Consider the following 22,033-nt stretch of genomic DNA (forward strand, 5'->3'; position numbering starts at 1 on the left):
CTCACTTGGCCGCATTCACATTGCCATTGCCCAGGGTTGTGTGGGCTTGCAGGCGCTGGAACAGCGGCTCAAGCACCGGCGCCACCCACCGCGCACCGACTTCCGAGAGGTGATTGTCGTCGGTGTACAGCGAATGCCCGTCGCGCTCGACATGGCACAGGCCCGACGCATCACACAGGCGCGGCGCCGGGTCGACCACCGCCACCCCGGAATCGCTCGCGGCGATTTGCGCGAACAACTGGCTGATAAAGGCCTGGCGCTTGAAGTGTTGCGCGACGTCCATGCCGACATCCGCCGTCGGGCGATGCAGCATCGCCAATCGAGTCAGGCGATACGGCGGGCTGAACGGCTGCAGCGGCACTTCCTTGACCAGCCAGACCCGATGCCCGCCGCCCCGAAGTTTGTGGACTGTCGCCTGTAAGCCTTCGGCCAGTTGCTGCTCGGCGTTGGTGCGCTCATAACGGCCACGGGGATCTTTCAACGCATGCCCGAGATCGCCTTTCACATCGCCATAGAGGTACAGGCTCCAGCGCGCCACCAGCACCACATCGCCCACCGACTGTGGTTTCAAGGCCTGCTCGACCCTTTGATTGAACCGGGCACAGGTCTGATCGTGCTCCAGCCCTTGCACCGGAATGCAGCCCGGGGAACTGGCGAGGATCACGCTGACGCCATGCTTTTGCGCGCCATCCTCAAACATCGGAATCAGCGCCGTGGCATGGCTGTCGCCCCACACCAGCGCTTTGGCAGGAATCGACGTCGGCGCCCCGTAGTGACAAAAGAGCTTATCGTCAGGGGTTTTGTCGTCGGCCAGGCAGCGCATCAATTCCGGTCGCCACTCCTTGCCTTTGGCGTACTGCAAGGCTTGGGCAGGCAAGCGCGAAGGCAAGCCATCGGTCCAGCGCAACGCTTGGCCGGCCAGGCCCAACACCAAGACACCACAACCCGCCGCCAGCAAAATCTGCCGCTGCCCGGCCAACAGCCGCCGCTCGCGGAACGGCACTTCGACGAACCGCCACGACAGGTAACCGAGCACCAGCGTCAGCAGAATCAACCCGGCGATTCCCACAGGCCCCGTCTCATCAACGCTGGCGTAACTGGCGAAGACAAACACCGGCCAATGCCACAAGTACCAGGAGTAGGAAATCAACCCGAGCCCCACCAACACGCGGCTGGCGAGCAACCCACCGACCAGGGTCTGCCGATGGCCGTTGGCCCAGATCAGCGCGACCACGCCAAGTGTCGGCAACAGCGCCGCAGCCCCGGGAAACGGCGTGCTTCTGTCATAGCCGAACACTGCCAGCCCAATCAGCCCGAACCCGCCGAGGCTGACCGCTTGAGCGCTGGCCGGGGTCAAGCGCCACTGACTTCTTGGCGCAACCGCCAGCATCGCGCCGGCCAATAACTCCCAGGCGCGCATCGGCAACAGGAAAAAAGCTTTTTCCGGGTGATGGGCCACGGCCCAGACGCTGAGCCCGAATGACACCAGCAACACCCCGAATAGCGCCAGGCGCCAGTGCTTGAGGCGACTCGACAGCACCGTCAGCAACAGCGGGAAGACAATGTAGAACTGCTCTTCGACCGCCAGCGACCAGGTGTGCAACAACGGCTTGAGGTCGGAGGCCACATCGAAGTAACCGTCCTGACGCATAAACAGGAGGTTGGACACGAACATCACCTGGTAACGCACCGAGCGCCCCAGCTCCTCGTAATCCTTGGGCGCCAGCAGGAACCAGCCTACCGCCAGCACCGCGAGGATCATGACAAACAGCGCCGGCAGAATCCGCCGTGCGCGCCGGGCCCAGAAGTCGACAAAGCTGAAACGCCGGGCCTGACGCTGGTTCCAGATGATCGAAGTGATCAGGTAACCGGAAATCACAAAAAAGATGTCCACGCCGACGAAACCGCCGGTAAACCCGGGAACACCAAAATGAAACAACACCACGGCAATCACGGCGATTGCACGCAAGCCGTCGATATCCCTTCGATAAGCGAGAGAGCTCATAAACAGTAAGGCCAGTCAGTTAAAAGTTTGGGGGGTCGCATGTCCCTTTCGTTTCTGTACTGACCAATCTCCGTCGCAAACCTCCCCTTTTTTTTGCAAAAAAAATGGCGCCCCGAAGGACGCCATTTTTAGCGGTTTGAAAAACCGTCTTACTTACGCTTCATCGACAAGAAGAACTCGTCGTTGGTCTTGGTCGTTTTCAGCTTGTCGACCAGGAACTCGATGGCAGCGATTTCATCCATCGGGTGCAGCAGCTTGCGCAGAATCCACATGCGCTGCAACTCGTCGTCGGCCGTCAGCAACTCTTCGCGGCGGGTGCCGGAACGGTTGATGTTGATGGCCGGGAAGACGCGTTTTTCAGCGATACGGCGATCCAGAGGCAGTTCCATGTTGCCCGTGCCTTTGAATTCTTCGTAGATCACTTCGTCCATCTTCGAGCCGGTTTCAACCAGCGCGGTGGCGATGATGGTCAGCGAGCCGCCTTCTTCGATGTTCCGTGCCGCGCCGAAGAAACGTTTCGGTTTCTCCAGGGCGTGGGCATCGACACCACCGGTGAGTACCTTGCCGGAGCTCGGGATCACGGTGTTGTAGGCGCGGGCCAGACGGGTGATGGAGTCGAGCAGGATCACCACGTCTTTTTTGTGTTCGACCAGGCGCTTGGCCTTCTCGATCACCATTTCGGCAACCTGCACGTGGCGGGTTGGCGGCTCATCGAACGTCGAGGCAACCACTTCGCCGCGCACGGTGCGCTGCATTTCGGTTACTTCTTCCGGACGTTCGTCGATCAGCAATACGATCAGGTGAACTTCCGGGTTGTTACGCGCGATGTTGGCTGCGATGTTTTGCAGCATGATCGTTTTACCGGCTTTCGGCGGTGCAACGATCAGACCGCGCTGGCCTTTACCGATCGGGGCGCACAGGTCGATAACACGACCGGTCAAGTCTTCGGTGGAACCGTTGCCGGCTTCCATCTTCATGCGCACGGTCGGGAACAGCGGGGTCAGGTTCTCGAAGAGAATCTTGTTTTTCGCGTTCTCGGGACGATCGTAGTTGATCGTATCAACCTTGAGCAGCGCGAAATAACGCTCGCCTTCCTTTGGAGGGCGGATCTTGCCAACGATGGTGTCACCGGTGCGCAAGTTGAAACGGCGGATCTGGCTCGGCGAGACGTAGATGTCGTCCGGGCCGGCGAGATAGGAAGCGTCAGCGGAGCGCAGGAAGCCGAAGCCGTCCTGGAGAATCTCCAGCACGCCATCACCGGAGATTTCCTCGCCGCTTTTCGCGTGCTTTTTGAGCAGGGAGAAAATCACGTCCTGCTTGCGCGAACGGGCCATATTTTCTATGCCCATCTGTTCGGCCAATTCGAGCAGTTCGGTAATCGGCTTTTGCTTGAGTTCAGTCAGATTCATATAGGAATGACGTAATCATTTATGGAGGGGGGGGAAATTAAGCTTTTGGCTTAATGAGGCCGCGCCGCAGAGAAGGCGACAGGATCGCGTACTTATTCGAAAAGGAGTGCGTCGGCGACGGCTAGCAGGGGGCAGTGGAGAAACCAGTGCGGGGCCGAATGTACCACCTGAGTTTCGGAGCGTCTAGCCCTGAATACGCAAAAAGCCCCGCAATTTGCGGGGCTTTTCTATACAACGTCGCCGACTTAGATGTTGGCGTCGAGGAATGCAGCCAGTTGCGACTTGGACAGTGCGCCAACCTTGGTTGCTTCAACGTTGCCGTTCTTGAACAGCATCAGGGTCGGGATACCACGCACGCCGTGCTTGGCCGGGGTTTCCTGGTTTTCGTCGATGTTCAGTTTGGCAATGGTCAGCTTGCCTTTGTAGGTTTCAGCAATTTCGTCCAGAACAGGAGCGATCATTTTGCAAGGGCCGCACCATTCAGCCCAGTAGTCGACCAGTACAGCGCCTTCGGCCTTGAGTACGTCGGCCTCGAAGCTAGCGTCGCTAACGTGTTTGATAAGATCGCTGCTCATGGAAGTCTCCAGGTTGTAAGCAAAAAAACGTGGCCCATCATAGCCGCCCTTCCCTCGTTCAGGAAGGTGCAGATGATTGAGTCTCGCTATGGTGGCTGATGAGTTTGGGTATAGCTCAAGTCATGAGGTGGCGGGAGCGACGAAGGCGATTCCGGTGCGCAGTGCCGCGTTGCGAACATGTTCCTGCATCGCTTTCTGCGCCGCCCCGGACGCCCGGCGCGCCAGTGCACGAAGGATCTTGCGGTGTTCCTGCCAGGTTTCCATCGCCCGCTCGGCCCGGATGAACGGTAGCTTCTGGCTCTCCAGAAAGATGTCGGAGCGGGCCGTCAAAATGCTCAACATCGCCTGATTACCACTGGCCAGCAGGATGCGCCGGTGAAAGTCGAAGTCCAGCCGCGCTGCCGCATCGAAGTCGCCAGCCTTCAATTCGTTGCGCATGGCCGCGACGTTGTCTTCCAGAATGTCGAGTTCATCGGTGCTCAGGGTCACGGCGGCCAGCCCGGCGGCAAAACCTTCCAGGGCATAGCGCAGCTGGAAGATGTCGAGCGGCGAAGCCTGGGCCGCAAAAGGCCAACTCGCCGCTGCATCACCCCGGGGCAAATCCACCGGCGACTGCACGAAAACGCCCTTGCCCGGCTGGATGCTGATCACCCCCAGCGCACTCAGGGACGACAACGCCTCGCGCAGCGACGCCCGGCTGACCCCCAATTGCACCGCCAGGTCCCGTTGCGAGGGCAAGGCGTCGCCCGGCCCGAAGCCCTGTTCGTTAATCAATTTGCGGATGGCTTGCAGCGCCACTTCAGGTACGGCGCGAGAGATCGAGTTCATGGTTTTTCAGACGAACCAGGCCAATGAGCGGCTAGTTGTAAAGCTATTCGCCGCGCCCGGCAAGTCGTGCCCCACCGGGGTACGGGGATCTTGGGCGATGCGCTATCGAGGTGCGAAACCCGACCTGACTGTTCAGACCAGTAAGACCGATACAATCCAGTGAAACCGTGGCCTGCCCCGCTAAAACCCAATGTTGGCATGGCCCGTGCTCTGTCGAATCGCAGAAATTACTTCTCGCCGATTCGGAGATTTGCCATGACCCAGCGTTACAGCGCCCTCCTCGCCGCACTGTTTGCCAGCCTGATGCTGAGCCAGGCACCCGCCCACGCCGACGGTCTGGAGGATGTGGTCAAGCGCGGCACCCTCAAGGTCGCCGTGCCCCAGGACTTCCCGCCGTTCGGTTCGGTCGGCCCGGACATGAAGCCTCGTGGCCTCGATATCGACACCGCTAAGCTGCTGGCCGACCAGCTCAAGGTCAAACTCGAACTGACCCCGGTCAACAGCACCAACCGCATCCCGTTCCTGACCACCGGCAAGGTCGATCTGGTGATTTCCAGCCTTGGCAAGAACGCCGAGCGCGAGAAAGTCATCGACTTCTCCAGCGCCTACGCGCCGTTCTACCTCGCCGTGTTCGGCCCGCCGGACGCCCCGATCAAGACCCTGGACGACCTCAAGGGCAAAACCATCAGCGTCACCCGTGGCGCCATCGAAGACATCGAGCTGACCAAAGTCGCCCCCGAAGGCGTGACCATCAAGCGCTTCGAGGACAACAACTCGACCATCGCCGCCTACCTCGCCGGCCAGGTGGACCTGATCGCCAGCGGCAACGTGGTGATGGTGGCGATCAGCGAGAAGAACCCGAAACGCGTACCCGCGCTGAAAGTGAAACTCAAGGATTCGCCCGTCTACGTCGGCGTGAACAAAAACGAGCCGGCGCTGCTGGAGAAGGTCAACCAGATCATCGCCACCGCCAAGACCGACGGTTCGCTGGAGAAGAACGCCCTGACCTGGCTGAAAGAACCGCTGCCGGCCGATCTCTGATCGCCTGCCGGGAGACTCACTATGGCTTATCAGTTCGACTTTATGCCGGTGGTGCAAAACACCGACCTGTTGCTGCGCGGCGCGCTGTTCACCCTTGAGCTGACGGCTATCGGCGCTGTACTCGGCGTGGCACTGGGCATCGTCGGGGCACTGGTGCGGGCGTGGAACATCCGCCCGTTCTCGGCGATCTTCGGCGTTTACGTCGAGTTGATCCGCAACACGCCGTTCCTGGTGCAGTTGTTTTTCATCTTCTTCGGCCTGCCGTCACTGGGCGTGCAGATTTCCGAATGGCAAGCGGCGGTGCTGGCGATGGTGATCAACCTCGGCGCCTATTCGACCGAGATCATCCGCGCCGGCATTCAAGCGATCCCTCGGGGTCAACTGGAAGCCGCCGCCGCGTTGGCGATGACCCGTTTCGAAGCGTTTCGCCATGTGGTGCTGCTGCCGGCGCTGGGCAAGGTTTGGCCGGCGCTGAGCAGCCAGATCATCATCGTTATGCTCGGCTCGGCGGTCTGCTCGCAGATTGCCACCGAAGAGTTGAGCTTCGCCGCCAACTTCATTCAGTCGCGCAACTTCCGTGCCTTTGAAACCTACGCCCTGACCACGCTGATCTACCTGTGCATGGCGCTGCTGATCCGCCAACTGCTGAACTGGATCGGCCGGCGCTACATATCTCGGAGCAGCCAATGAGCGATTTCACTTTCTGGGACATCGTGCGCAACCTGCTCACGGGCCTGCAATGGACGCTGGCGCTGTCGCTGGTGGCGTTTATCGGCGGGGGCTTGATCGGTTTGTTGATCATGGTCATGCGCATTTCAAAAAAAGCCCTGCCGCGCAACGTCGCCCGCACCTACATCGAATTGTTCCAGGGCACGCCGCTGTTGATGCAGTTGTTTTTGGTGTTCTTCGGCGTGGCGCTGGCCGGGGTGGAGATTTCACCGTGGATGGCGGCCGCCGTGGCGCTGACGCTGTTCACCAGCGCTTACCTGGCGGAGATCTGGCGCGGTTGCGTCGATTCGATCCCCAACGGCCAGTGGGAAGCCTCGTCGAGCCTGGCGCTCAACCCGCTGGAGCAATTGCGCTACGTGATCCTGCCGCAAGCCCTGCGCATTGCCGTGGCGCCGACCGTGGGCTTCTCGGTGCAAGTGGTCAAAGGCACCGCCGTCACCTCGATCATCGGTTTTACCGAACTGACCAAGACCGGCGGGATGCTCGCCAACGCGACTTTCGAGCCGTTCATGGTCTACGGCCTCGTCGCCCTCGGTTACTTCCTGCTCTGCTACCCCTTGTCCCTCAGTGCGCGCTACCTGGAAAGGAGACTGCATGCCTCTGCTTAGAATTTCGGCCCTGCATAAATATTACGGCGATCACCATGTGCTCAAAGGCATCGACCTGACCGTTGAAGAAGGCCAGGTCGTGGCGATCATCGGCCGCAGCGGCTCGGGCAAGTCCACGCTGCTGCGCACCTTGAATGGTTTGGAGTCGATCAACGATGGCGTGATCGAAGTCGATGGCGAATACCTCGACGCCGCCCGCGCCGACCTGCGCAGCTTGCGGCAGAAAGTCGGGATGGTGTTCCAGCAGTTCAACCTGTTCCCGCACCTGACCGTCGGTGAAAACGTGATGCTGGCGCCGCAAGTGGTGCAGAAAGTGCCCAAGGCGAAAGCCAAAGAACTGGCGCGGCAGATGCTGGAACGGGTCGGTCTGGGGGAAAAATTTGATGCGTTCCCTGATCGTTTGTCTGGCGGCCAGCAGCAGCGGGTGGCGATTGCCCGGGCACTGGCGATGTCGCCCAAGGTGTTGCTGTGCGACGAGATCACCTCGGCGCTGGACCCGGAATTGGTCAACGAGGTGCTGAGCGTGGTCCGGCAACTGGCCAAGGAAGGCATGACGCTGATCATGGTCACCCACGAAATGCGCTTCGCCCGGGAGGTGGGGGATAAGTTGGTGTTCATGCACCAGGGCAAAGTGCATGAGGTGGGGGACCCGAAGGTTTTGTTCGCCAATCCGCAGACGGTGGAGTTGGCGAATTTTATTGGCACCGTTGAGGCGGCGGGCTGAGGGGGTTTTGGCGCCTGTGATGACGCCATCGCGGGCAAGCCTTGCTCCTACAAGCAGGTGCCGTACGCGGGAAATGCGTGCATCCGCCACCTGTAGGAGCAAGGCTTGCCCGCGAAGGCGTCCGTGAGGTCACTGACTTTCCTGTGTTGGATCAAGGCTTTGAGCTCTGCGCGTTGGCGGCAGCGTTTGATCGTGGCACGATGTCGAGGTTATCGACTGAGACCCCCAGACCATGCCGCAATCCCAAGCCAAGAATCTGTCCCTGATCGCCGCAATCGACCTGGGCTCCAACAGCTTTCACATGGTCGTGGCCAAGGCCCAGAACGGCGAAATCCGCATTCTTGAGCGCCTCGGCGAAAAGGTCCAACTGGCCGCCGGCATCGACGACGAGCGCCAGCTCAACGAAGAATCCATGCAGCGCGGGCTCGATTGCCTCAAGCGCTTTGCCCAACTGATCAACGGCATGCCGCCCGGCGCCGTGCGGATCGTCGGCACCAACGCCCTGCGCGAAGCCCGCAACCGCGCCGAATTCATCCACCGCGCCGAAGAAATCCTCGGCCACCCGGTGGAGGTCATCTCCGGCCGTGAAGAAGCACGCCTGATCTACCTCGGCGTGTCCCACACCCTCGCCGACACCCCGGGCAAACGCCTGGTGGCCGACATCGGCGGCGGCAGTACCGAATTCATCATTGGCCAGCGCTTCGAACCGTTGCTGCGCGAAAGCCTGCAAATGGGCTGCGTCAGCTATACCCAGCGCTATTTCAAGGATGGCAAGGTCACCCCGGCCCGTTACGCCCAGGCGTACACGGCGGCGCGGCTGGAGATCATGAGCATCGAGCACGCCCTGCATCGCCTGACCTGGGATGAAGCCATCGGCTCCTCGGGCACCATCCGCGCCATCGGTCTGGCGCTGAAGGCCGGCGGTCACAGCACCGGCGAAGTGAACGCCGAAGGCCTGGCCTGGCTCAAGCGCAAGCTGTTCAAACTGGGGGATGCCGAGAAAATCGACTTTGAAGGCATCAAGCCTGACCGTCGGGCGATTTTCCCGGCGGGCCTGGCGATTCTTGAAGCAATCTTCGATGCCCTCGAACTGCAACGCATGGACCACTGCGAAGGCGCCCTGCGTGAAGGCGTGCTCTACGACCTGCTGGGCCGCCATCATCACGAAGACGTCCGTGAGCGCACCCTCAGCTCGTTGATGGAGCGTTATCACGTCGATCTGGAACAAGCGGCGCGGGTTGAACGCAAAGCCTTGCATGCCTTCGATCAAGTGGCCGCCGACTGGGACCTGGACGACGGCGTCTGGCGCGAACTGCTGGGCTGGGCCGCCAAGGTCCATGAAGTCGGCCTGGACATCGCCCACTATCACTACCACAAGCACGGCGCCTACCTGATCGAGCACTCGGACCTGGCGGGTTTCTCTCGGGAAGACCAGCAAATGCTCGCGCTGCTGGTGCGCGGCCACCGACGCAACATCCCCAAGGACAAATTCGCCGAGTTCGGCAGTGATGGCAGCAAGTTGATTCGCCTGTGCGTGCTGCTGCGCTTTGCGATCCTGTTCCACCACATTCGCGGCACCCAGGAAATGCCCCAGGTGGTGCTCCGGGCCAATGGCGACAGCCTGGATGTGCTGTTCCCGGAAAACTGGCTGGACGAAAACCAACTGACCCAGGCTGACTTTGCCCTGGAAGCGGAATGGCTGACTCGCGTCGGGTTCACCCTTAACGTGCGCTAATTGCGCACTATCCCGTAGGAGCTGCCGAAGGCTGCGATCTTTTGATCTTGCTTTTAAAGATCAAGATCAAAAGATCGCAGCCTTCGGCAGCTCCTACGGGGGACGGTGGTGAAACAAAAAATGGCGATCCCGAGGGATCGCCATTTTTTTATGCCGCGTGAAAGTTAACGCACCGCGAGGATCGGGCTGCCCAACCGCTCAAGCAACGTGGCCTGGGCGCTGCGCGGGTTCTGGTTGCCGGTTGGGGTGTTGCGGATGTAGCGACCGTCCGACTGCAGGCTCCAGCTGTGGGTGTTATCGGTGAGATAAAGCTCCAGCTCTTTCTTGACCCGCATGATCAGCTTCTTGCCTTCCACCGGGAAGCAAGTCTCGACGCGCTTGTCGAGGTTGCGCTCCATCCAGTCGGCACTGGAGAGGAACATCTGCTCTTCGCCGCCATTGAGGAAGTAGAAAACCCGGGTGTGCTCCAGGAAGCGGCCGATGATCGAGCGCACATGGATGTTGTGCGAAACCCCGGCAATGCCCGGACGCAGGCAGCACATGCCACGCACCACCAGATCGATGCGCACCCCGGACTGACTGGCCTTGTACAGCGCGCGGATGATCTTCGGATCGGTCAGCGAGTTGAACTTGGCAATGATGTGCGCCGGTTTGCCGTCCAGCGCGAACTGCGTCTCCCGGGCAATCATGTCGAGCATGCCCTTCTTCAGCGTGAACGGCGCGTGCAGCAGTTTCTTCATGCGCAGGGTCTTACCCATGCCGATCAACTGGCTGAACAGTTTGCCGACGTCTTCGCACAACGCGTCATCCGAGGTCAGCAAGCTGTAGTCGGTGTACAGACGGGCGTTGGCCGCGTGGTAGTTGCCGGTGCCCAAGTGCGCGTAACGGACGATTTCGCCAGCCTCGCGCCGCAGGATCAGCATCATTTTGGCGTGGGTCTTGAAACCGACCACGCCGTAAATCACCACCGCACCGGCCGCTTGCAGTCGGCTGGCCAGTTGCAGGTTGGACTCTTCGTCGAACCGTGCCCGCAACTCGATCACCGCCGTGACTTCCTTGCCGTTACGCGCGGCATCCACCAGCGCATCGACGATTTCCGAGTTGGCGCCGGAGCGGTACAGGGTCTGGCGCACCGCCAACACATGCGGATCTTTCGCTGCCTGACGCAGCAAATCGACCACCGGGGTGAACGACTCGAACGGGTGCAGCAGCAGGATGTCCTGCTTGCTGATCACGCTGAAAATGTTCTCGCTGTTTTGCAGCAGTTTCGGGATCTGCGGCGTGAACGGCAGGTATTGCAGCGCACGCTGACTGTCCAGGCCGGTGATGCTGAACAGGCGAGTCAGGTTGACCGGGCCATTGACCTGATACAACTCGGTCTCATGCAGGTTGAACTGCTTGAGCAAGTAGTCGGACAGGTGTTTCGGGCAGGTGTCGGCCACTTCCAGACGCACCGCATCACCGTAGCGACGGGAGAACAACTCGCCGCGCAGGGCGCGGGCCAAGTCTTCCACGTCTTCGGTATCGACCGCCAGGTCGGCGTTTCGGGTCAGGCGGAACTGGTAGCAGCCCTTGACCTTCATGCCCTGGAACAGGTCATCGGCGTGGGCGTGGATCATCGACGACAGGAACACATAGTTGTCGCCAGGGCCGCCGACTTCTTCCGGAACCTTGATCACCCGTGGCAGCAGACGCGGTGCCGGGATGATCGCCAGGCCGGAATCGCGACCGAAGGCATCGATGCCTTCCAGCTCGACGATAAAGTTCAGGCTCTTGTTCACCAGCAACGGGAACGGGTGCGTCGGGTCGAGGCCGATCGGAGTGATGATCGGCGCGATCTCGTCGCGGAAATAACGGCGCACCCAGGTTTTGATCTTGGTGGTCCAGTGCCGACGACGGATGAAGCGGACCTGATGTTTCTCCAGTTCCGGCAACAGAATGTCGTTGAGGATCGCGTACTGGCGGTCAACGTGACCGTGCACCAGTTCGCTGATGCGGGCCAACGCCTGATGCGGTTGCAGGCCATCGGCGCCGGCCTGTTCACGGGCGAAGGTGATCTGCTTCTTCAGGCCCGCCACGCGAATCTCGAAGAACTCGTCCAGGTTGCTGGAGAAGATCAGCAGGAATTTCAGCCGCTCCAGCAACGGGTAGGACTCATCCAGCGCCTGTTCCAGTACGCGGATGTTGAACTGCAGTTGCGAGAGCTCGCGATGGATGTACAGGCTGCTGTCATCCAGGCCGGGAATGGCAATCGCTGCCGGCGCCGCAACCGCGGGCTCAGCCACCACCACGACGGGAGCGGGCTCCACATCCGGCGGCGTTTCGTCGATTTGCTCCACCACGGGTTGAGCTTCCTTTACAGCAACTTCAGAGAGTCCTTCGGTATTCATCGACTGTTCCTGGGAGGGCTATTTTTGCTCTCGTAACAATTGGGCGGCGCGTACGGCAAAGTAAGTCAGGATGCCATCTGCGCCTGCACGTTTAAAAGCGGTCAGGGATTCGAGAATAACCCCTTCGCTCAACCAGCCATTCTGGATTGCCGCCATGTGCATGGCGTATTCGCCGCTGACTTGGTAAACAAACGTCGGCACTTTGAATTCTTCTTTGACCCGGTAAAGGATGTCCAGATACGGCATGCCTGGTTTGACCATGACCATGTCTGCGCCTTCTGACAAGTCCGCCGCCACTTCGTGCAGGGCTTCGTTGCCGTTGGCCGGGTCCATCTGATAGGAGGCCTTGTTGGCCTTGCCCAGGTTCAGCGCCGAACCGACCGCATCGCGGAACGGGCCGTAATAGGCGCTGGCGTACTTCGCCGAGTAAGCCATGATCCGCACATTGACGTGATCGGCCAGCTCAAGGCCTTCGCGAATCGCCTGGATGCGACCGTCCATCATGTCCGACGGGGCCACCACCTGGGCGCCGGCTGCGGCGTGGGACAGGGCCTGCTTGACCAGTGCGTCGACGGTGATGTCGTTCTGCACATAGCCTTCTTCGTCGAGGATGCCGTCCTGGCCGTGGGTGGTGAACGGGTCCAGGGCCACGTCAGTGATGACGCCCAGCTCCGGGAAACGATCACGCAGGGCACGGGTGGCGCGCTGGGCGATGCCGTTCGGGTTCCAGGCTTCGGCGGCGTCCAGCGATTTGAGCTCTGGCGGCGTCACCGGGAACAATGCCAGCGCCGGAATCCCCAGCTCTACCCACTTGGCTGCCTCGATCAGCAACAGATCAATGGTCAAGCGCTCAACGCCCGGCATCGACGCCACCGCTTCGCGACGGTTTTCACCGTCCAGCACGAACACCGGGAGGATCAGGTCATCGACGGTCAAAACGTTTTCACGGACCAGTCGACGCGAAAATTCATCACGACGGTTGCGACGCAGGCGGGTGGCGGGGAACAAACGGTTGGCGGGGGTAAAGCTCACGGCAGACTCCTGAGCCCGCGCTGGCAGGCGAGCGTGACAGTTATAAGCGGCCATTATGACGAACAGATGACAGTTGTAGTTTGCCCTGCGTCACGTAGCCGCATTCCATTGTCCGTGTAGGAATTGTTCACGTCGAGACACATTTGGACACTTTCCTGAATGTGCCTGAAGGGTTAGGCTGCGCGTTCATTTCGCCAGCACCCAGACAATGCTCCAACAATTTCTGCATGACTTCGGCTACTTTGCCCTTTTTCTCGGCACGTTCTTCGAAGGCGAAACCATCCTGGTGCTCGCGGGCTTCCTCGCGTTTCGCGGATACATGGACATCAATCTGGTCGTCGTCGTGGCGTTCTTCGGCAGTTATGCCGGTGATCAGCTGTGGTACTTCCTGGGGCGCAAGCACGGCCGCAAATTACTGGCGCGCAAACCACGCTGGCAATTGATGGGCGACCGGGCGCTGGAACACATCCGCAAGCACCCGGACATCTGGGTCCTGAGCTTCCGCTTTGTCTACGGTCTGCGCACGGTGATGCCGGTGGCGATCGGCCTGTCGGGTTATCCGCCGGGACGCTACCTGCTGCTGAACGGGATTGGTGCCGCGATCTGGGCCAGCGCCCTCGCGGCGGCGGCCTATCACTTCGGCGCGGTGCTGGAAGGCCTGCTCGGCAGCGTCAAGAAATACGAGTTGTGGGTGCTTGGCGCGCTGCTGTTGCTGGGCCTGGTCCTGTGGCTGCGCCGGCGCTTCAAGAATGCTCGCCTGGCGAAGAAGATCTACGCCGACGAGCAAGCCCTGAAAACCGAACAAGCCAAACTCGCCGAGCCTAAGACGCCAGTCGAGTGAAGCGGTTTCTGCAGCAGTAGAGACCGATACCGCTGAGCAAACTGTAACTGAGCAGGCCGACCCAGCCCACCGCGCTGGCCGGCCACAGCCCGACCATTGGCGCCAGCCACACCAGCGGCAGGTTCGACGCCAGCCGCGCCAGCTCCAGCTTCAACGCCCACGGGCGATTCTCCAGGGCCACGCCCAAGCTAAACAACCCCAGCGCCATCGCACTCCAGCCCAACACCAGGGCGGCGGTCGGCAGACTTTGCTCCAGGTTCATCAAATAGCTGCCCAGGGCGATGTAGACGCAGAACTGCAACGCCACATAAATCTGCTGACGGCCGTCCAGCGGCACCTCGAATTTGCGGAACTGACTCAGGTCCGGTTTATTCATCGGGTACTTGGCCGCGACATCCGCCGGCCGCCAACCGGTGCGCATGAACCAGATGCGCAGCTTGTCCCACTTGCTCTGCGCCCGCTTCGCGTCATCCCACAATTGCGCATAGAACTGCACATTCGCCCACAACGGGTTCCAGCTCGCCAGCGGCGTGGTCACGCCGAAAATCACCGGTTCGCTGTCGTCCTCTTCCTGGAACGAGCCAAATAGACGGTCCCAAATAATGAACACGCCGCCGTAGTTGCGATCCATGTAGAGAGCGTTCTGCGCATGGTGGGCCCGATGATTGGATGGCGTGACGAAAAACCATTCGAACCAGCCGAGCTTGGGAATGTGCTTGGTGTGTACCCAGAATTGATACAGCAGGTTCAGCGCCGCGACGCTGACGAACACTAGCAACGGCACGCCGAGCACGGCCATGGGCAGGTAGAAGATCCAGCTCAGCAGAAACCCGGTGCTGGTCTGGCGCAGGGCCGTGGAGAGGTTGTAGTCCTCGCTTTGGTGATGCACCGAGTGCGCGGCCCAGAGGATGTTGCGCTCATGGCCCATACGGTGCAGCCAGTAATAGCAAAAGTCGTAGAGGACGAAGGCGAACACCCAGACCCAAACGCTGTCACCCGAGAGTTTGAACAGCGCCAAATGTTCCAGGGCAAACGCATACGTCAACAACCCCACGCCCTTGGTCAGCAGGCCGGTGGTGGTCGACAACACGCCGGTGCTCATGCTGTTGATCGCATCGGCCAGACGATAGTTACTGACCCCGCGCCAACGGTCGGCCAGCAGTTCGACGGCAATCAGCACAAAGAAAAACGGCACCGCATACAGAATGAAGTTCATGACGCGCCCTGAACGGAATCGTGATGACAGATCCTAGGTGTAGCCGCGAATTAACCCTATGGCAACGAGTGACAAATTAGTGGACATTTAACGCCATGAATCTGGAGAAAAGCCCATGAGCAAAAAAATTGCAGTGATCCTTTCCGGCTGTGGCGTGTACGACGGCGCCGAGATCCACGAAAGCGTGATCACCCTGCTGCGCCTGGACCAACGCGGCGCCCAGGTGCAGTGCTTTGCACCGAACATCGCGCAGTTGCATGTGATCAACCACCTGAGCGGCGAAGAAATGCCCGAGTCGCGCAACGTCCTGGTGGAGTCGGCGCGCATCGCCCGGGGCAACATCAAGGACATCCGCGAGGCCAGCGTCGACGACTTCGATGCGCTGATCGTGCCCGGCGGGTTTGGCGCGGCGAAGAACCTCTCCAACTTCGCCGTTGAAGGCGCGGCTTGCTCGGTGCAACCGGACGTTCTGGCCCTGACCGAAGCCTTTGCCGAAGCGGGTAAACCGGTGGGATTGATCTGCATCTCGCCCGCGCTGGCGGCGAAGATCTACGGCCCGGGCGTGACCTGCACCATCGGCAACGACGCCGAAACGGCCGCAGCGATGAACAAGATGGGCGCGACCCACGCGGACTGCGCGGTGGGCGATATTGTCGAGGACAAGGCGCGCAAGCTGGTCAGTACCCCGGCTTATATGTTGGCGCAGACGATTAGCGAGGCGGCTTCGGGGATTAACAAACTGGTAGACCGCGTGTTAGAGCTGACTCACGAAAACGACGCTTAGAAGCAAGATCAAAAGATCGCAGCCTTCGGCAGCTCCTACATTTGGATGGCGTACACCCTGTAGGAGCTGCCGAAGGCTGCGATCTTTTCAGGCCTTGCGGGTCAACCGGGTAAGAATCCGGTCCAGCGCATTGGCAAACGCCTGTTTTTCCCGCTCGCCAAACGGCGCGGGGCCGCCGCTCATCTGGCCCTGCTCGCGCAGGTCGGTGAACAGATTACGCACCGCCAACCGGTCGCCCATGTTTTGCGCGTCGAACTCTTTGCCGCGCGGATCGAGCGCCGCAACGCCCTTCTTCACCAAGCGATCCGCCAGCGGAACATCGCTGCAAATCACCAGTTCGCCGGGCACCGCGTGTTCCACCAGGTAATCGTCGGCCGCGTCCGGGCCGCTGGGCACCACGATCAACTTCACCAGGGCCAGGCCCGGTTTGATCTGCGGCTGACCCGCCACCATCACCACTTCGAACTGGCGCTTGAGGGCGAACTTCACCACCAGATCCTTCGCTGCCCGGGGGCAGGCGTCGGCATCGATCCAGACACGCATGTTTTCTTACCTCTTCAAAGCAAAAGATCGCAGGCTTCGCCAGCTCCTACAGGGGATTAACGTACACCCGTAGGAGCTGCCGAAGGCTGCGATCTTTTAAAGGATCACTCGCTCAGGAGACTTGCACCCGACGCTTCTCAGCCATGCGACTACGGCTATACAGCACGACAATCGCAATGATCGCCACCGCCTGCGCACTCAGCGAATACGCATCCGCGTGAATCCCCAGCCAGTCGAAGTCAAAGAACGGCACCGGCCGGGTGCCGAAGATCCCGGCTTCCTGCAACGCCTTCACGCCATGCCCGGCAAACACCACCGACAACGCGCACAGCAACCCGGCGTTGATCCCGAAGAACAGCGCCAGCGGCAGTTTCGCCGAGCCGCGCAGAATCACCCAGGCCAGGCCCACCAGCAACACCAGCGCCGTCGCGCCGCCCGCCAACACCGCGTTATGCCCGGCCGGACCGGCCTGCAACCACAAGGTTTCGTAGAACAGGATCACTTCGAACAGTTCGCGATACACCGAGAAGAACGCCAGGATCGCAAAACCAAACCGTCCGCCGCCGCCCACCAGGCTGCTCTTAATGTAATCCTGCCAAGCCGCCGCGTGACGCCGGTCGTGCATCCACACGCCGAGCCACAGCACCATGACGCTGGCGAACAGCGCCGTGCAGCCTTCCAGCAGTTCGCGCTGGGCACCGCTGACATCGATCACGTAAGCCGCCAGCGCCCAAGTCGCCAGACCGGCCAGCAGCGCCAGGCCCCAACCGACGTTAACGCTGCGCACCGCCGATTGCTGGCCGGTATTGCGCAGGAACGCGAGGATCGCCGCCAGCACCAGAATCGCTTCCAGGCCTTCGCGTAGCAGGATCAACAGACCGGAAATGTAGCTCAGCGACCAGCTCAAGCCATCGCTGCCCAACAGCCCGGCGGATTCCTTCAGTTTGGCCTTGGCCGCGTCCAGACGCTGCTCGACCTGAGCCACCGGTAAGCCGTCCTGCAACGACTGACGGTAAGCCATCAGAGATTTTTCGGTGTCTTTGCGCACGTTGGCGTCGACGTTATCCAGAGAGCTTTCGACCAGTTCGAAACCTTCCAGGTACGCCGCCACCGACAGGTCATAGGCCTGATCGTGTTCGCCGGCACGGTACGCGGCGATGCTTTTGTCCAGGGTCGCGGCAGTGTAGTCGAGCAGTTGCGCCGGGCCACGTTTGACCTGCGGCGGTTGTGCCCGCTGCGCGCGGAAGATCGCCAGGGCTTGCGGGCCTTCGGCGGCCAGCACTTCGAGCGGGGTCTGTCGGGCCAGGTCGGCGATGTTGTAGGTCTTTTCCGATTTGGCTGCGGCCGGGTCGGCGCTGAAGCCGGCGATGTAAGTCGCCAGGTCCCAACGCTGACGATCATCCAGTTGATCGGCGAAGGACGGCATGTCGGTGCCCTCGACGCCTTGGCCCAAGGTGCTGTAGATCCCGTAGAGGCTCAGTCGATCCATCCGCGCCGCATCACGCAGATTGGACGGCGGCGGTGTCATGCCAACGCCTGCCGGGCCGTCACCGGCCCCCGCGTCGCCGTGGCACACCGAGCATTGCTGGGCGTACAGCGGCGCACCGCGAGTCGGGTCCGGGGTAATCACCGGAGCCTGGCTGACTTCATAGGCGACTGCCAGTTTCGCCCCGAGCTGGCGGGCCTGACGGGCGACGTCGGCGCTGTCCTTGCGGGCCGCGATGGCGGTGCGCAGGTTATTGACCCCTTGCTCCAGTTCGGCACGCTCGGGCCTGGCCGGCAACTCGGCGATCAAGCCTTGCAGCCCCCCCAGAAATGTTTGCTGTTCGAGATACTCCGCCTCATCAATAACCTGCCCGCCTTCAACGGCCGACGGGTAATCCGAGGCAATGGAGTCGAGCAAATGCAGCGCTTTGGGCGCGCCTTCGGGAGTGTCGGCCAGCGCGTTGAGGCTGCAGAACGCAATCACCGGCAGCACTAGCCACGCCAGAAAACGGGAAGAGGCAATCATGAATGAATCTCAAGGGGAAATACGAAGTAACACATTGTTCACTTCCAATGACTTTCACTCAAGCTTTGTCGGTATTTGCTGTGCGGCCGCGCATCCATCAACGCCACAAACTCGGCAGTATCCACCCTGAAACAAATAGTGGCATTCCGTGAAAATATGTAACTAAAAAGCCATTACATAGCCAGCATCCGAGCCTATAATGCCGCGCCCTCGCCTCGGCGATACGGCATTTAAGCTCCTCTTTTATGAGGAATTGGCAGGACGCCAGTCTCCCTGCTGATAGGTCCCAACAGCCCGACCAGCACGCGCGGCTGCTTTTACTCAGGGAAGAAGTACCCCTATGGCCTCTCGCGCCCTTACCTCGATCGCCCTCAGTGCGGTCACTCTGCTCTCCGGCTGCTCGGCTTTTCGCAATTACGACACCGAACTCGCACAAACCAACCAGCAACTGGCCGCCGGCAACGTCGACGCCGCGCTGACCCTGCTGGAAAAGAACAACACCGGCCCGGACAAAGACCTGCTCTATTACTTCGAGAAGGGTGAGTTGCTGCGCGCCAAGGGCGACCTGTCCGGTAGCCAGAACGCCTGGACCAGTGCCGATCAGGTGGTCGGCAAGTGGGAAGACTCGGTCAAGCTCGATACCGATAAGTACCTGGCCCAGTTCGGCAGTTTCCTGGTCAACGACAAGGTCCGTCGCTACGAAGGCTACGACTACGAAAAAGTCATGTTGACCACGCAAATGGCGCTCAACCTGCTGGCGGTGAACGACTTCGACGGCGCGCGCATATCGATCAAGAAGACCCACGAGCGTGAAGCGGTCATTGCTGATCTGCGCGACAAGGAATACCTCAAGAGCGAAGACGAGGCCGAGAAAGAAGGCATCAAGACCCAGTACAAAGATTTGCAGGGTTACCCGGTTGCCAGCCTCGACGCGCCAGACGTGGTCAGCCTGAAAAACAGCTACCAGAGTGCGTTCAGCCATTACCTGGCCGGTTTCGTCTACGAAGCCCTGGGTGAAAAAGACCTCGCCGCGCCGGGCTATCGTAAAGCCGTCGAACTGCGCCCGAACACCCCGCTGCTGGAACAGGCACTGGTCAACCTCGACAAACCGGCCAAAACCGACGACAGCGACATTCTGATCGTGGTGCAAAGCGGCCTGGCGCCGTCCCGGGACTCGATCCGCGTACCACTGCCACTGCCGATCAGCGGCAATCTGGTGATCACTCCGCTGTCGTTCCCGATCATCAAGCCGGACACCTCGACCGCGCCTTTCGCCCAGATCGGCGTCGACGGTCAGCAGATGAACCTGACCCAGCTCAACAGCACCACCGCCATGTCCCGCCGCGCCCTGCGTGACGACATGCCGGGCATCATCCTGCGCACCACCGTGCGCGCCGTCACCAAAGGCATCGCGCAGAAGAAAATCAACGAGACCAACCCGCTGGCAGGTTTGGCGGTCGGTATTTCTTCAGCCGTGCTGGAAGGTGCCGATACCCGTACGTGGCGCACCCTGCCGGACAACACCCAAGTGGTGCGTCTGCGCTTGAAGAAAGGTGAGCACCAAGTCACCCTGCCGAGCGCCGTCGGCGGCTCAGTGGTCAAGATCACTGTGGATCAGCGTTATCAGGTCATCAGCCTGCGCGCCGTGGGCAATCAGGTATTCGCCAGCGGCCTGGCCGCACACGTGATCCAGAGCGCCAGCCCGACCGCCGTGGCCAGCCTCAAACAACCTTAAGAACGGAGTCTTTGCATGCGCTTCAAAATTATCGCTGTCGTCGCCCTGGCCTTGCTGGGCGGCTGCGCCACCCCGCCACCGCCGGAGCCGGGCAGCGCTGCCAGTAAAGTCGTGGCCATGGGCCCGCTGAAGAACATCGTGGTCGGCGCCATGCGCGTCGCCCGGGAAAACGGCTTCATGACGGTCAATGTGCAGTTGAGCAACACCCTCAACAGCAACAAGACGTTCTACTACCGCTTCGCCTGGCTCGGCCCTGAAGGTTTCCCGGTGGCCGACGAAGAAGTCTGGAAAAGCATGACGATGTATGGCGCGCAGACCAGCTTCATTCAGGCCATTGCGCCAACCGCCAAAGCCGTAGATTTCCGTCTCGAAATCAAGACGCCTTAACCCGACCCTATTCGTTCAGTTCTAGAGAGCATTCCCATGTTTGCACGCTTTTCGTTCATCGCCGTACTCGCCCTCCTGGCCAGCGGCTGCGCCAACACCTCCCCGACCCTGGGCAGCAAGAACATCAGCTACGGTGACACCAAGGCTGTGGAAACCGTGACCAACGAGTTCGGTTCCACCGACCTGCAGATGATCGCCGAGTCCATGACCCGCTCCCTGGCCCAGTCCGGCATCATGCAGGGCCGCCCGGTGGTGCAGGTCTACGACGTTAAGAACAAGACCAGCGAGTACATCGACACCCGCGAAATCACCACCAGCATCAAGACCCAATTGATGAAGACCGGTGTCGCGCGTTTCGCCAGCGACAACACCGCGATGCAGAGCCAGGTTGACCAGCTCAAGCTGCAAAACCAGAGCGGCCTGTACAAGAAAAGCACTGTGGCCAAGACCGGCAACATGATCGCGGCCAAGTACCGCATCGAAGGTTCGATCAGCTCGATCGTCAAGCGCAGCGCCGACTACAAAGACGTCTTCTACAAATTCAGCCTGCAACTGATCGACGTTGAAAGCGGTCTGGCCGAGTGGATGGACGAAAAAGAGATCCGCAAAACCACGGAGCGTTAAGCAATGCGCACATGGATTGGCATGATGGCCCTGGCTTGCGCGTTCAGCGTGCAAGCGGCCCCGAAAGTTGCAGTCACGGATCTGGCCTATCAGGAACGCGTGGAGCAATACATCCACACCGTTTCGGCGCAGAGCAATTTTCGCGAGGGTTACTACAGCGCCAGCGGTTCGTCGAGCTACAACGAGTACGAGGCCACGACCAGCTACATCGAACAGACCGAGCTGCGTAAGTTCACCGGCGACATCAAGGGTGAAATCCTGCGCACCGGCATGTTCCAACTGGTGCAGGGCACGCCGTATACCGCTGCGTCCAAGGGTGACATCTACGATGTGATCAAGCGGATCAAGGCCGGTAACTTCAAAGGCGCGGACTACGTGTTGTTCGGCACGGTGTCGGACATCGACTTCACCCAGGACACCAACGAGCTGGCGAACACTGACAGCTATTCAGCGGTGCTGGCGTTGACCCTGGTGGCGGACTTCAGCCTGATCAACACCAAGACCTTCGAAATCACCTCGGCCTTCACGGCGATGGGCGAAGGCCAGGACACCAAACTGGTGAATGGCCGGGACATCAAGATTTCGCTGAACCGCCCTCGGGTAGTGCGTGATGTGTCCAAGGCGTTGGGCGAAGACGTGGCCGGGCAGCTGAGCCAACAGCTCGGCGGCCCCAGTTACGAGAAGCCGGGGCAAGCCCCGCAGCGTAACAACCTGCCACGGGATACGGCGCCGGTTATCCTGCGCTGAGCCTGGAAGCTGATCGTTCCCACGCTCCGCGTGGGAATGCAGCCCGGGACGCTCCGCGTCCCATCCAGA

The 22,033-nt window shown here is 60.6% G+C and carries 20 protein-coding genes; 11 read left to right on the forward strand and 9 right to left on the reverse strand.

Annotated features, from left to right (window positions below; translation table 11 throughout):
* Position 1: 1 nt before the first annotated feature.
* The 4 genes from V5E99_RS01825 to V5E99_RS01840 form a co-directional block, all read right to left on the reverse strand.
* Complete coding sequence (locus V5E99_RS01825) at positions 2–2,005, reverse strand: acyltransferase family protein (RefSeq protein WP_499800467.1); 2,004 nt, start codon at positions 2,003–2,005, stop codon at positions 2–4.
* Between the two features lie 149 nt (positions 2,006–2,154).
* The gene (rho, locus tag V5E99_RS01830) at positions 2,155–3,414 is read right to left on the reverse strand and encodes a transcription termination factor Rho (RefSeq protein ID WP_007942421.1); all 1,260 of its coding nucleotides are present in this window, start codon (positions 3,412–3,414) and stop codon (positions 2,155–2,157) included.
* A gap of 245 nt (positions 3,415–3,659) precedes the next feature.
* Entirely contained in the window at positions 3,660–3,989 is a 330-nt protein-coding gene (gene trxA, locus V5E99_RS01835; protein ID WP_003177349.1) for a thioredoxin TrxA, read from the reverse strand.
* Between the two features lie 120 nt (positions 3,990–4,109).
* Positions 4,110–4,817 carry a FadR/GntR family transcriptional regulator gene (locus V5E99_RS01840; RefSeq protein ID WP_499800468.1) on the reverse strand — a complete coding sequence of 236 codons (708 nt, stop codon included), beginning with the start codon at positions 4,815–4,817 and terminating at the stop codon, positions 4,110–4,112.
* A gap of 255 nt (positions 4,818–5,072) precedes the next feature.
* Between V5E99_RS01840 and V5E99_RS01845 the strand changes: the two genes are divergently transcribed.
* The 5 genes from V5E99_RS01845 to ppx all read left to right on the forward strand — a co-directional run bounded on the left by V5E99_RS01845 (position 5,073) and on the right by ppx (position 9,654).
* Positions 5,073–5,858, forward strand: a complete 786-nt coding sequence (locus V5E99_RS01845; RefSeq protein ID WP_499800470.1) for a transporter substrate-binding domain-containing protein — start codon at positions 5,073–5,075, stop codon at positions 5,856–5,858.
* Between the two features lie 21 nt (positions 5,859–5,879).
* On the forward strand, positions 5,880–6,548 hold the full coding sequence (locus V5E99_RS01850) for an amino acid ABC transporter permease (protein ID WP_499800471.1): 669 nt from the start codon (positions 5,880–5,882) through the stop codon (positions 6,546–6,548).
* Complete coding sequence (locus tag V5E99_RS01855) at positions 6,545–7,195, forward strand: amino acid ABC transporter permease (protein ID WP_499800472.1); 651 nt, start codon at positions 6,545–6,547, stop codon at positions 7,193–7,195. Before V5E99_RS01850 ends, V5E99_RS01855 begins: the two co-directional genes overlap by 4 nt.
* On the forward strand, positions 7,182–7,919 hold the full coding sequence (locus V5E99_RS01860; RefSeq protein ID WP_499800474.1) for an amino acid ABC transporter ATP-binding protein: 738 nt from the start codon (positions 7,182–7,184) through the stop codon (positions 7,917–7,919). Before V5E99_RS01855 ends, V5E99_RS01860 begins: the two co-directional genes overlap by 14 nt.
* A 232-nt stretch (positions 7,920–8,151) precedes the next feature.
* Positions 8,152–9,654 (forward strand): exopolyphosphatase, encoded by a 1,503-nt coding sequence (gene ppx / locus V5E99_RS01865; protein ID WP_499800475.1) that lies wholly within the window; start codon positions 8,152–8,154, stop codon positions 9,652–9,654.
* Positions 9,655–9,818: 164 nt separating this feature from the next.
* Here the strand turns inward: ppx and ppk1 are convergent, their stop codons facing one another.
* A complete protein-coding gene (gene ppk1 / locus V5E99_RS01870) occupies positions 9,819–12,044 on the reverse strand; it encodes a polyphosphate kinase 1 (protein ID WP_499800476.1) in 2,226 nt (741 codons plus the stop codon).
* Between the two features lie 18 nt (positions 12,045–12,062).
* Positions 12,063–13,076 (reverse strand): porphobilinogen synthase, encoded by a 1,014-nt coding sequence (gene hemB / locus V5E99_RS01875; RefSeq protein WP_499800477.1) that lies wholly within the window; start codon positions 13,074–13,076, stop codon positions 12,063–12,065.
* Between the two features lie 208 nt (positions 13,077–13,284).
* Here hemB and V5E99_RS01880 point away from each other — a divergent pair, with 208 nt between their 5' ends.
* Positions 13,285–13,917, forward strand: a complete 633-nt coding sequence (locus V5E99_RS01880; RefSeq protein ID WP_499800479.1) for a DedA family protein — start codon at positions 13,285–13,287, stop codon at positions 13,915–13,917.
* Here V5E99_RS01880 and V5E99_RS01885 read toward each other — a convergent pair.
* Positions 13,898–15,133, reverse strand: a complete 1,236-nt coding sequence (locus V5E99_RS01885) for a sterol desaturase family protein (protein WP_499800481.1) — start codon at positions 15,131–15,133, stop codon at positions 13,898–13,900. The genes V5E99_RS01880 and V5E99_RS01885 overlap by 20 nt on opposite strands.
* A 115-nt stretch (positions 15,134–15,248) precedes the next feature.
* Between V5E99_RS01885 and elbB the strand changes: the two genes are divergently transcribed.
* Positions 15,249–15,917, forward strand: a complete 669-nt coding sequence (gene elbB, locus V5E99_RS01890) for an isoprenoid biosynthesis glyoxalase ElbB (protein WP_499800482.1) — start codon at positions 15,249–15,251, stop codon at positions 15,915–15,917.
* Positions 15,918–16,004: 87 nt separating this feature from the next.
* Here elbB and V5E99_RS01895 read toward each other — a convergent pair whose 3' ends face one another.
* Positions 16,005–16,460: a YaiI/YqxD family protein gene (locus tag V5E99_RS01895; protein WP_499800484.1), complete on the reverse strand. Its 456-nt coding sequence runs from the start codon at positions 16,458–16,460 to the stop codon at positions 16,005–16,007.
* Positions 16,461–16,572: 112 nt separating this feature from the next.
* On the reverse strand, positions 16,573–18,471 hold the full coding sequence (locus V5E99_RS01900) for an FTR1 family protein (RefSeq protein WP_499800485.1): 1,899 nt from the start codon (positions 18,469–18,471) through the stop codon (positions 16,573–16,575).
* Positions 18,472–18,811: 340 nt separating this feature from the next.
* Here V5E99_RS01900 and V5E99_RS01905 point away from each other — a divergent pair, with 340 nt between their 5' ends.
* The 4 genes from V5E99_RS01905 to V5E99_RS01920 are packed head-to-tail and all read left to right on the forward strand — an operon-like array spanning position 18,812 to position 21,964.
* Entirely contained in the window at positions 18,812–20,206 is a 1,395-nt protein-coding gene (locus V5E99_RS01905; protein WP_499800487.1) for a COG3014 family protein, read from the forward strand.
* 15 nt (positions 20,207–20,221) lie between these two features.
* Complete coding sequence (locus V5E99_RS01910) at positions 20,222–20,593, forward strand: YcfL family putative periplasmic lipoprotein (protein WP_499800488.1); 372 nt, start codon at positions 20,222–20,224, stop codon at positions 20,591–20,593.
* 36 nt (positions 20,594–20,629) lie between these two features.
* Positions 20,630–21,217 (forward strand): penicillin-binding protein activator LpoB, encoded by a 588-nt coding sequence (lpoB, locus tag V5E99_RS01915; protein ID WP_499800489.1) that lies wholly within the window; start codon positions 20,630–20,632, stop codon positions 21,215–21,217.
* A 3-nt stretch (positions 21,218–21,220) separates the two neighbouring features.
* On the forward strand, positions 21,221–21,964 hold the full coding sequence (locus V5E99_RS01920; protein ID WP_499800490.1) for a hypothetical protein: 744 nt from the start codon (positions 21,221–21,223) through the stop codon (positions 21,962–21,964).
* The last annotated feature ends 69 nt before the right edge of the window (positions 21,965–22,033 follow it).

The sequence above is a fragment of the Janthinobacterium sp. LPB2021202312-11-4 genome (assembly GCF_037049705.1).
Lineage (GTDB): Bacteria > Pseudomonadota > Gammaproteobacteria > Pseudomonadales > Pseudomonadaceae > Aquipseudomonas.

What these genes read in the sequence shown, in the direction of transcription:
- ppx (WP_499800475.1), top strand. Translation starts at nt 8,152, where the DNA reads ATGCCGCAATCCCAAGCCAAGAATCTGTCCCTGATCGCCGCAATCGAC.
- rho (WP_007942421.1), bottom strand. Translation starts at nt 3,414, where the DNA reads ATGAATCTGACTGAACTCAAGCAAAAGCCGATTACCGAACTGCTCGAA.
- elbB (WP_499800482.1), top strand. Translation starts at nt 15,249, where the DNA reads ATGAGCAAAAAAATTGCAGTGATCCTTTCCGGCTGTGGCGTGTACGAC.
- V5E99_RS01845 (WP_499800470.1), top strand. Translation starts at nt 5,073, where the DNA reads ATGACCCAGCGTTACAGCGCCCTCCTCGCCGCACTGTTTGCCAGCCTG.
- trxA (WP_003177349.1), bottom strand. Translation starts at nt 3,989, where the DNA reads ATGAGCAGCGATCTTATCAAACACGTTAGCGACGCTAGCTTCGAGGCC.
- V5E99_RS01850 (WP_499800471.1), top strand. Translation starts at nt 5,880, where the DNA reads ATGGCTTATCAGTTCGACTTTATGCCGGTGGTGCAAAACACCGACCTG.
- V5E99_RS01895 (WP_499800484.1), bottom strand. Translation starts at nt 16,460, where the DNA reads ATGCGTGTCTGGATCGATGCCGACGCCTGCCCCCGGGCAGCGAAGGAT.
- V5E99_RS01880 (WP_499800479.1), top strand. Translation starts at nt 13,285, where the DNA reads ATGCTCCAACAATTTCTGCATGACTTCGGCTACTTTGCCCTTTTTCTC.
- V5E99_RS01885 (WP_499800481.1), bottom strand. Translation starts at nt 15,133, where the DNA reads ATGAACTTCATTCTGTATGCGGTGCCGTTTTTCTTTGTGCTGATTGCC.
- V5E99_RS01910 (WP_499800488.1), top strand. Translation starts at nt 20,222, where the DNA reads ATGCGCTTCAAAATTATCGCTGTCGTCGCCCTGGCCTTGCTGGGCGGC.
- ppk1 (WP_499800476.1), bottom strand. Translation starts at nt 12,044, where the DNA reads ATGAATACCGAAGGACTCTCTGAAGTTGCTGTAAAGGAAGCTCAACCC.
- V5E99_RS01860 (WP_499800474.1), top strand. Translation starts at nt 7,182, where the DNA reads ATGCCTCTGCTTAGAATTTCGGCCCTGCATAAATATTACGGCGATCAC.
- V5E99_RS01825 (WP_499800467.1), bottom strand. Translation starts at nt 2,005, where the DNA reads ATGAGCTCTCTCGCTTATCGAAGGGATATCGACGGCTTGCGTGCAATC.
- V5E99_RS01900 (WP_499800485.1), bottom strand. Translation starts at nt 18,471, where the DNA reads ATGATTGCCTCTTCCCGTTTTCTGGCGTGGCTAGTGCTGCCGGTGATT.
- V5E99_RS01920 (WP_499800490.1), top strand. Translation starts at nt 21,221, where the DNA reads ATGCGCACATGGATTGGCATGATGGCCCTGGCTTGCGCGTTCAGCGTG.
- lpoB (WP_499800489.1), top strand. Translation starts at nt 20,630, where the DNA reads ATGTTTGCACGCTTTTCGTTCATCGCCGTACTCGCCCTCCTGGCCAGC.
- V5E99_RS01905 (WP_499800487.1), top strand. Translation starts at nt 18,812, where the DNA reads ATGGCCTCTCGCGCCCTTACCTCGATCGCCCTCAGTGCGGTCACTCTG.
- V5E99_RS01840 (WP_499800468.1), bottom strand. Translation starts at nt 4,817, where the DNA reads ATGAACTCGATCTCTCGCGCCGTACCTGAAGTGGCGCTGCAAGCCATC.
- V5E99_RS01855 (WP_499800472.1), top strand. Translation starts at nt 6,545, where the DNA reads ATGAGCGATTTCACTTTCTGGGACATCGTGCGCAACCTGCTCACGGGC.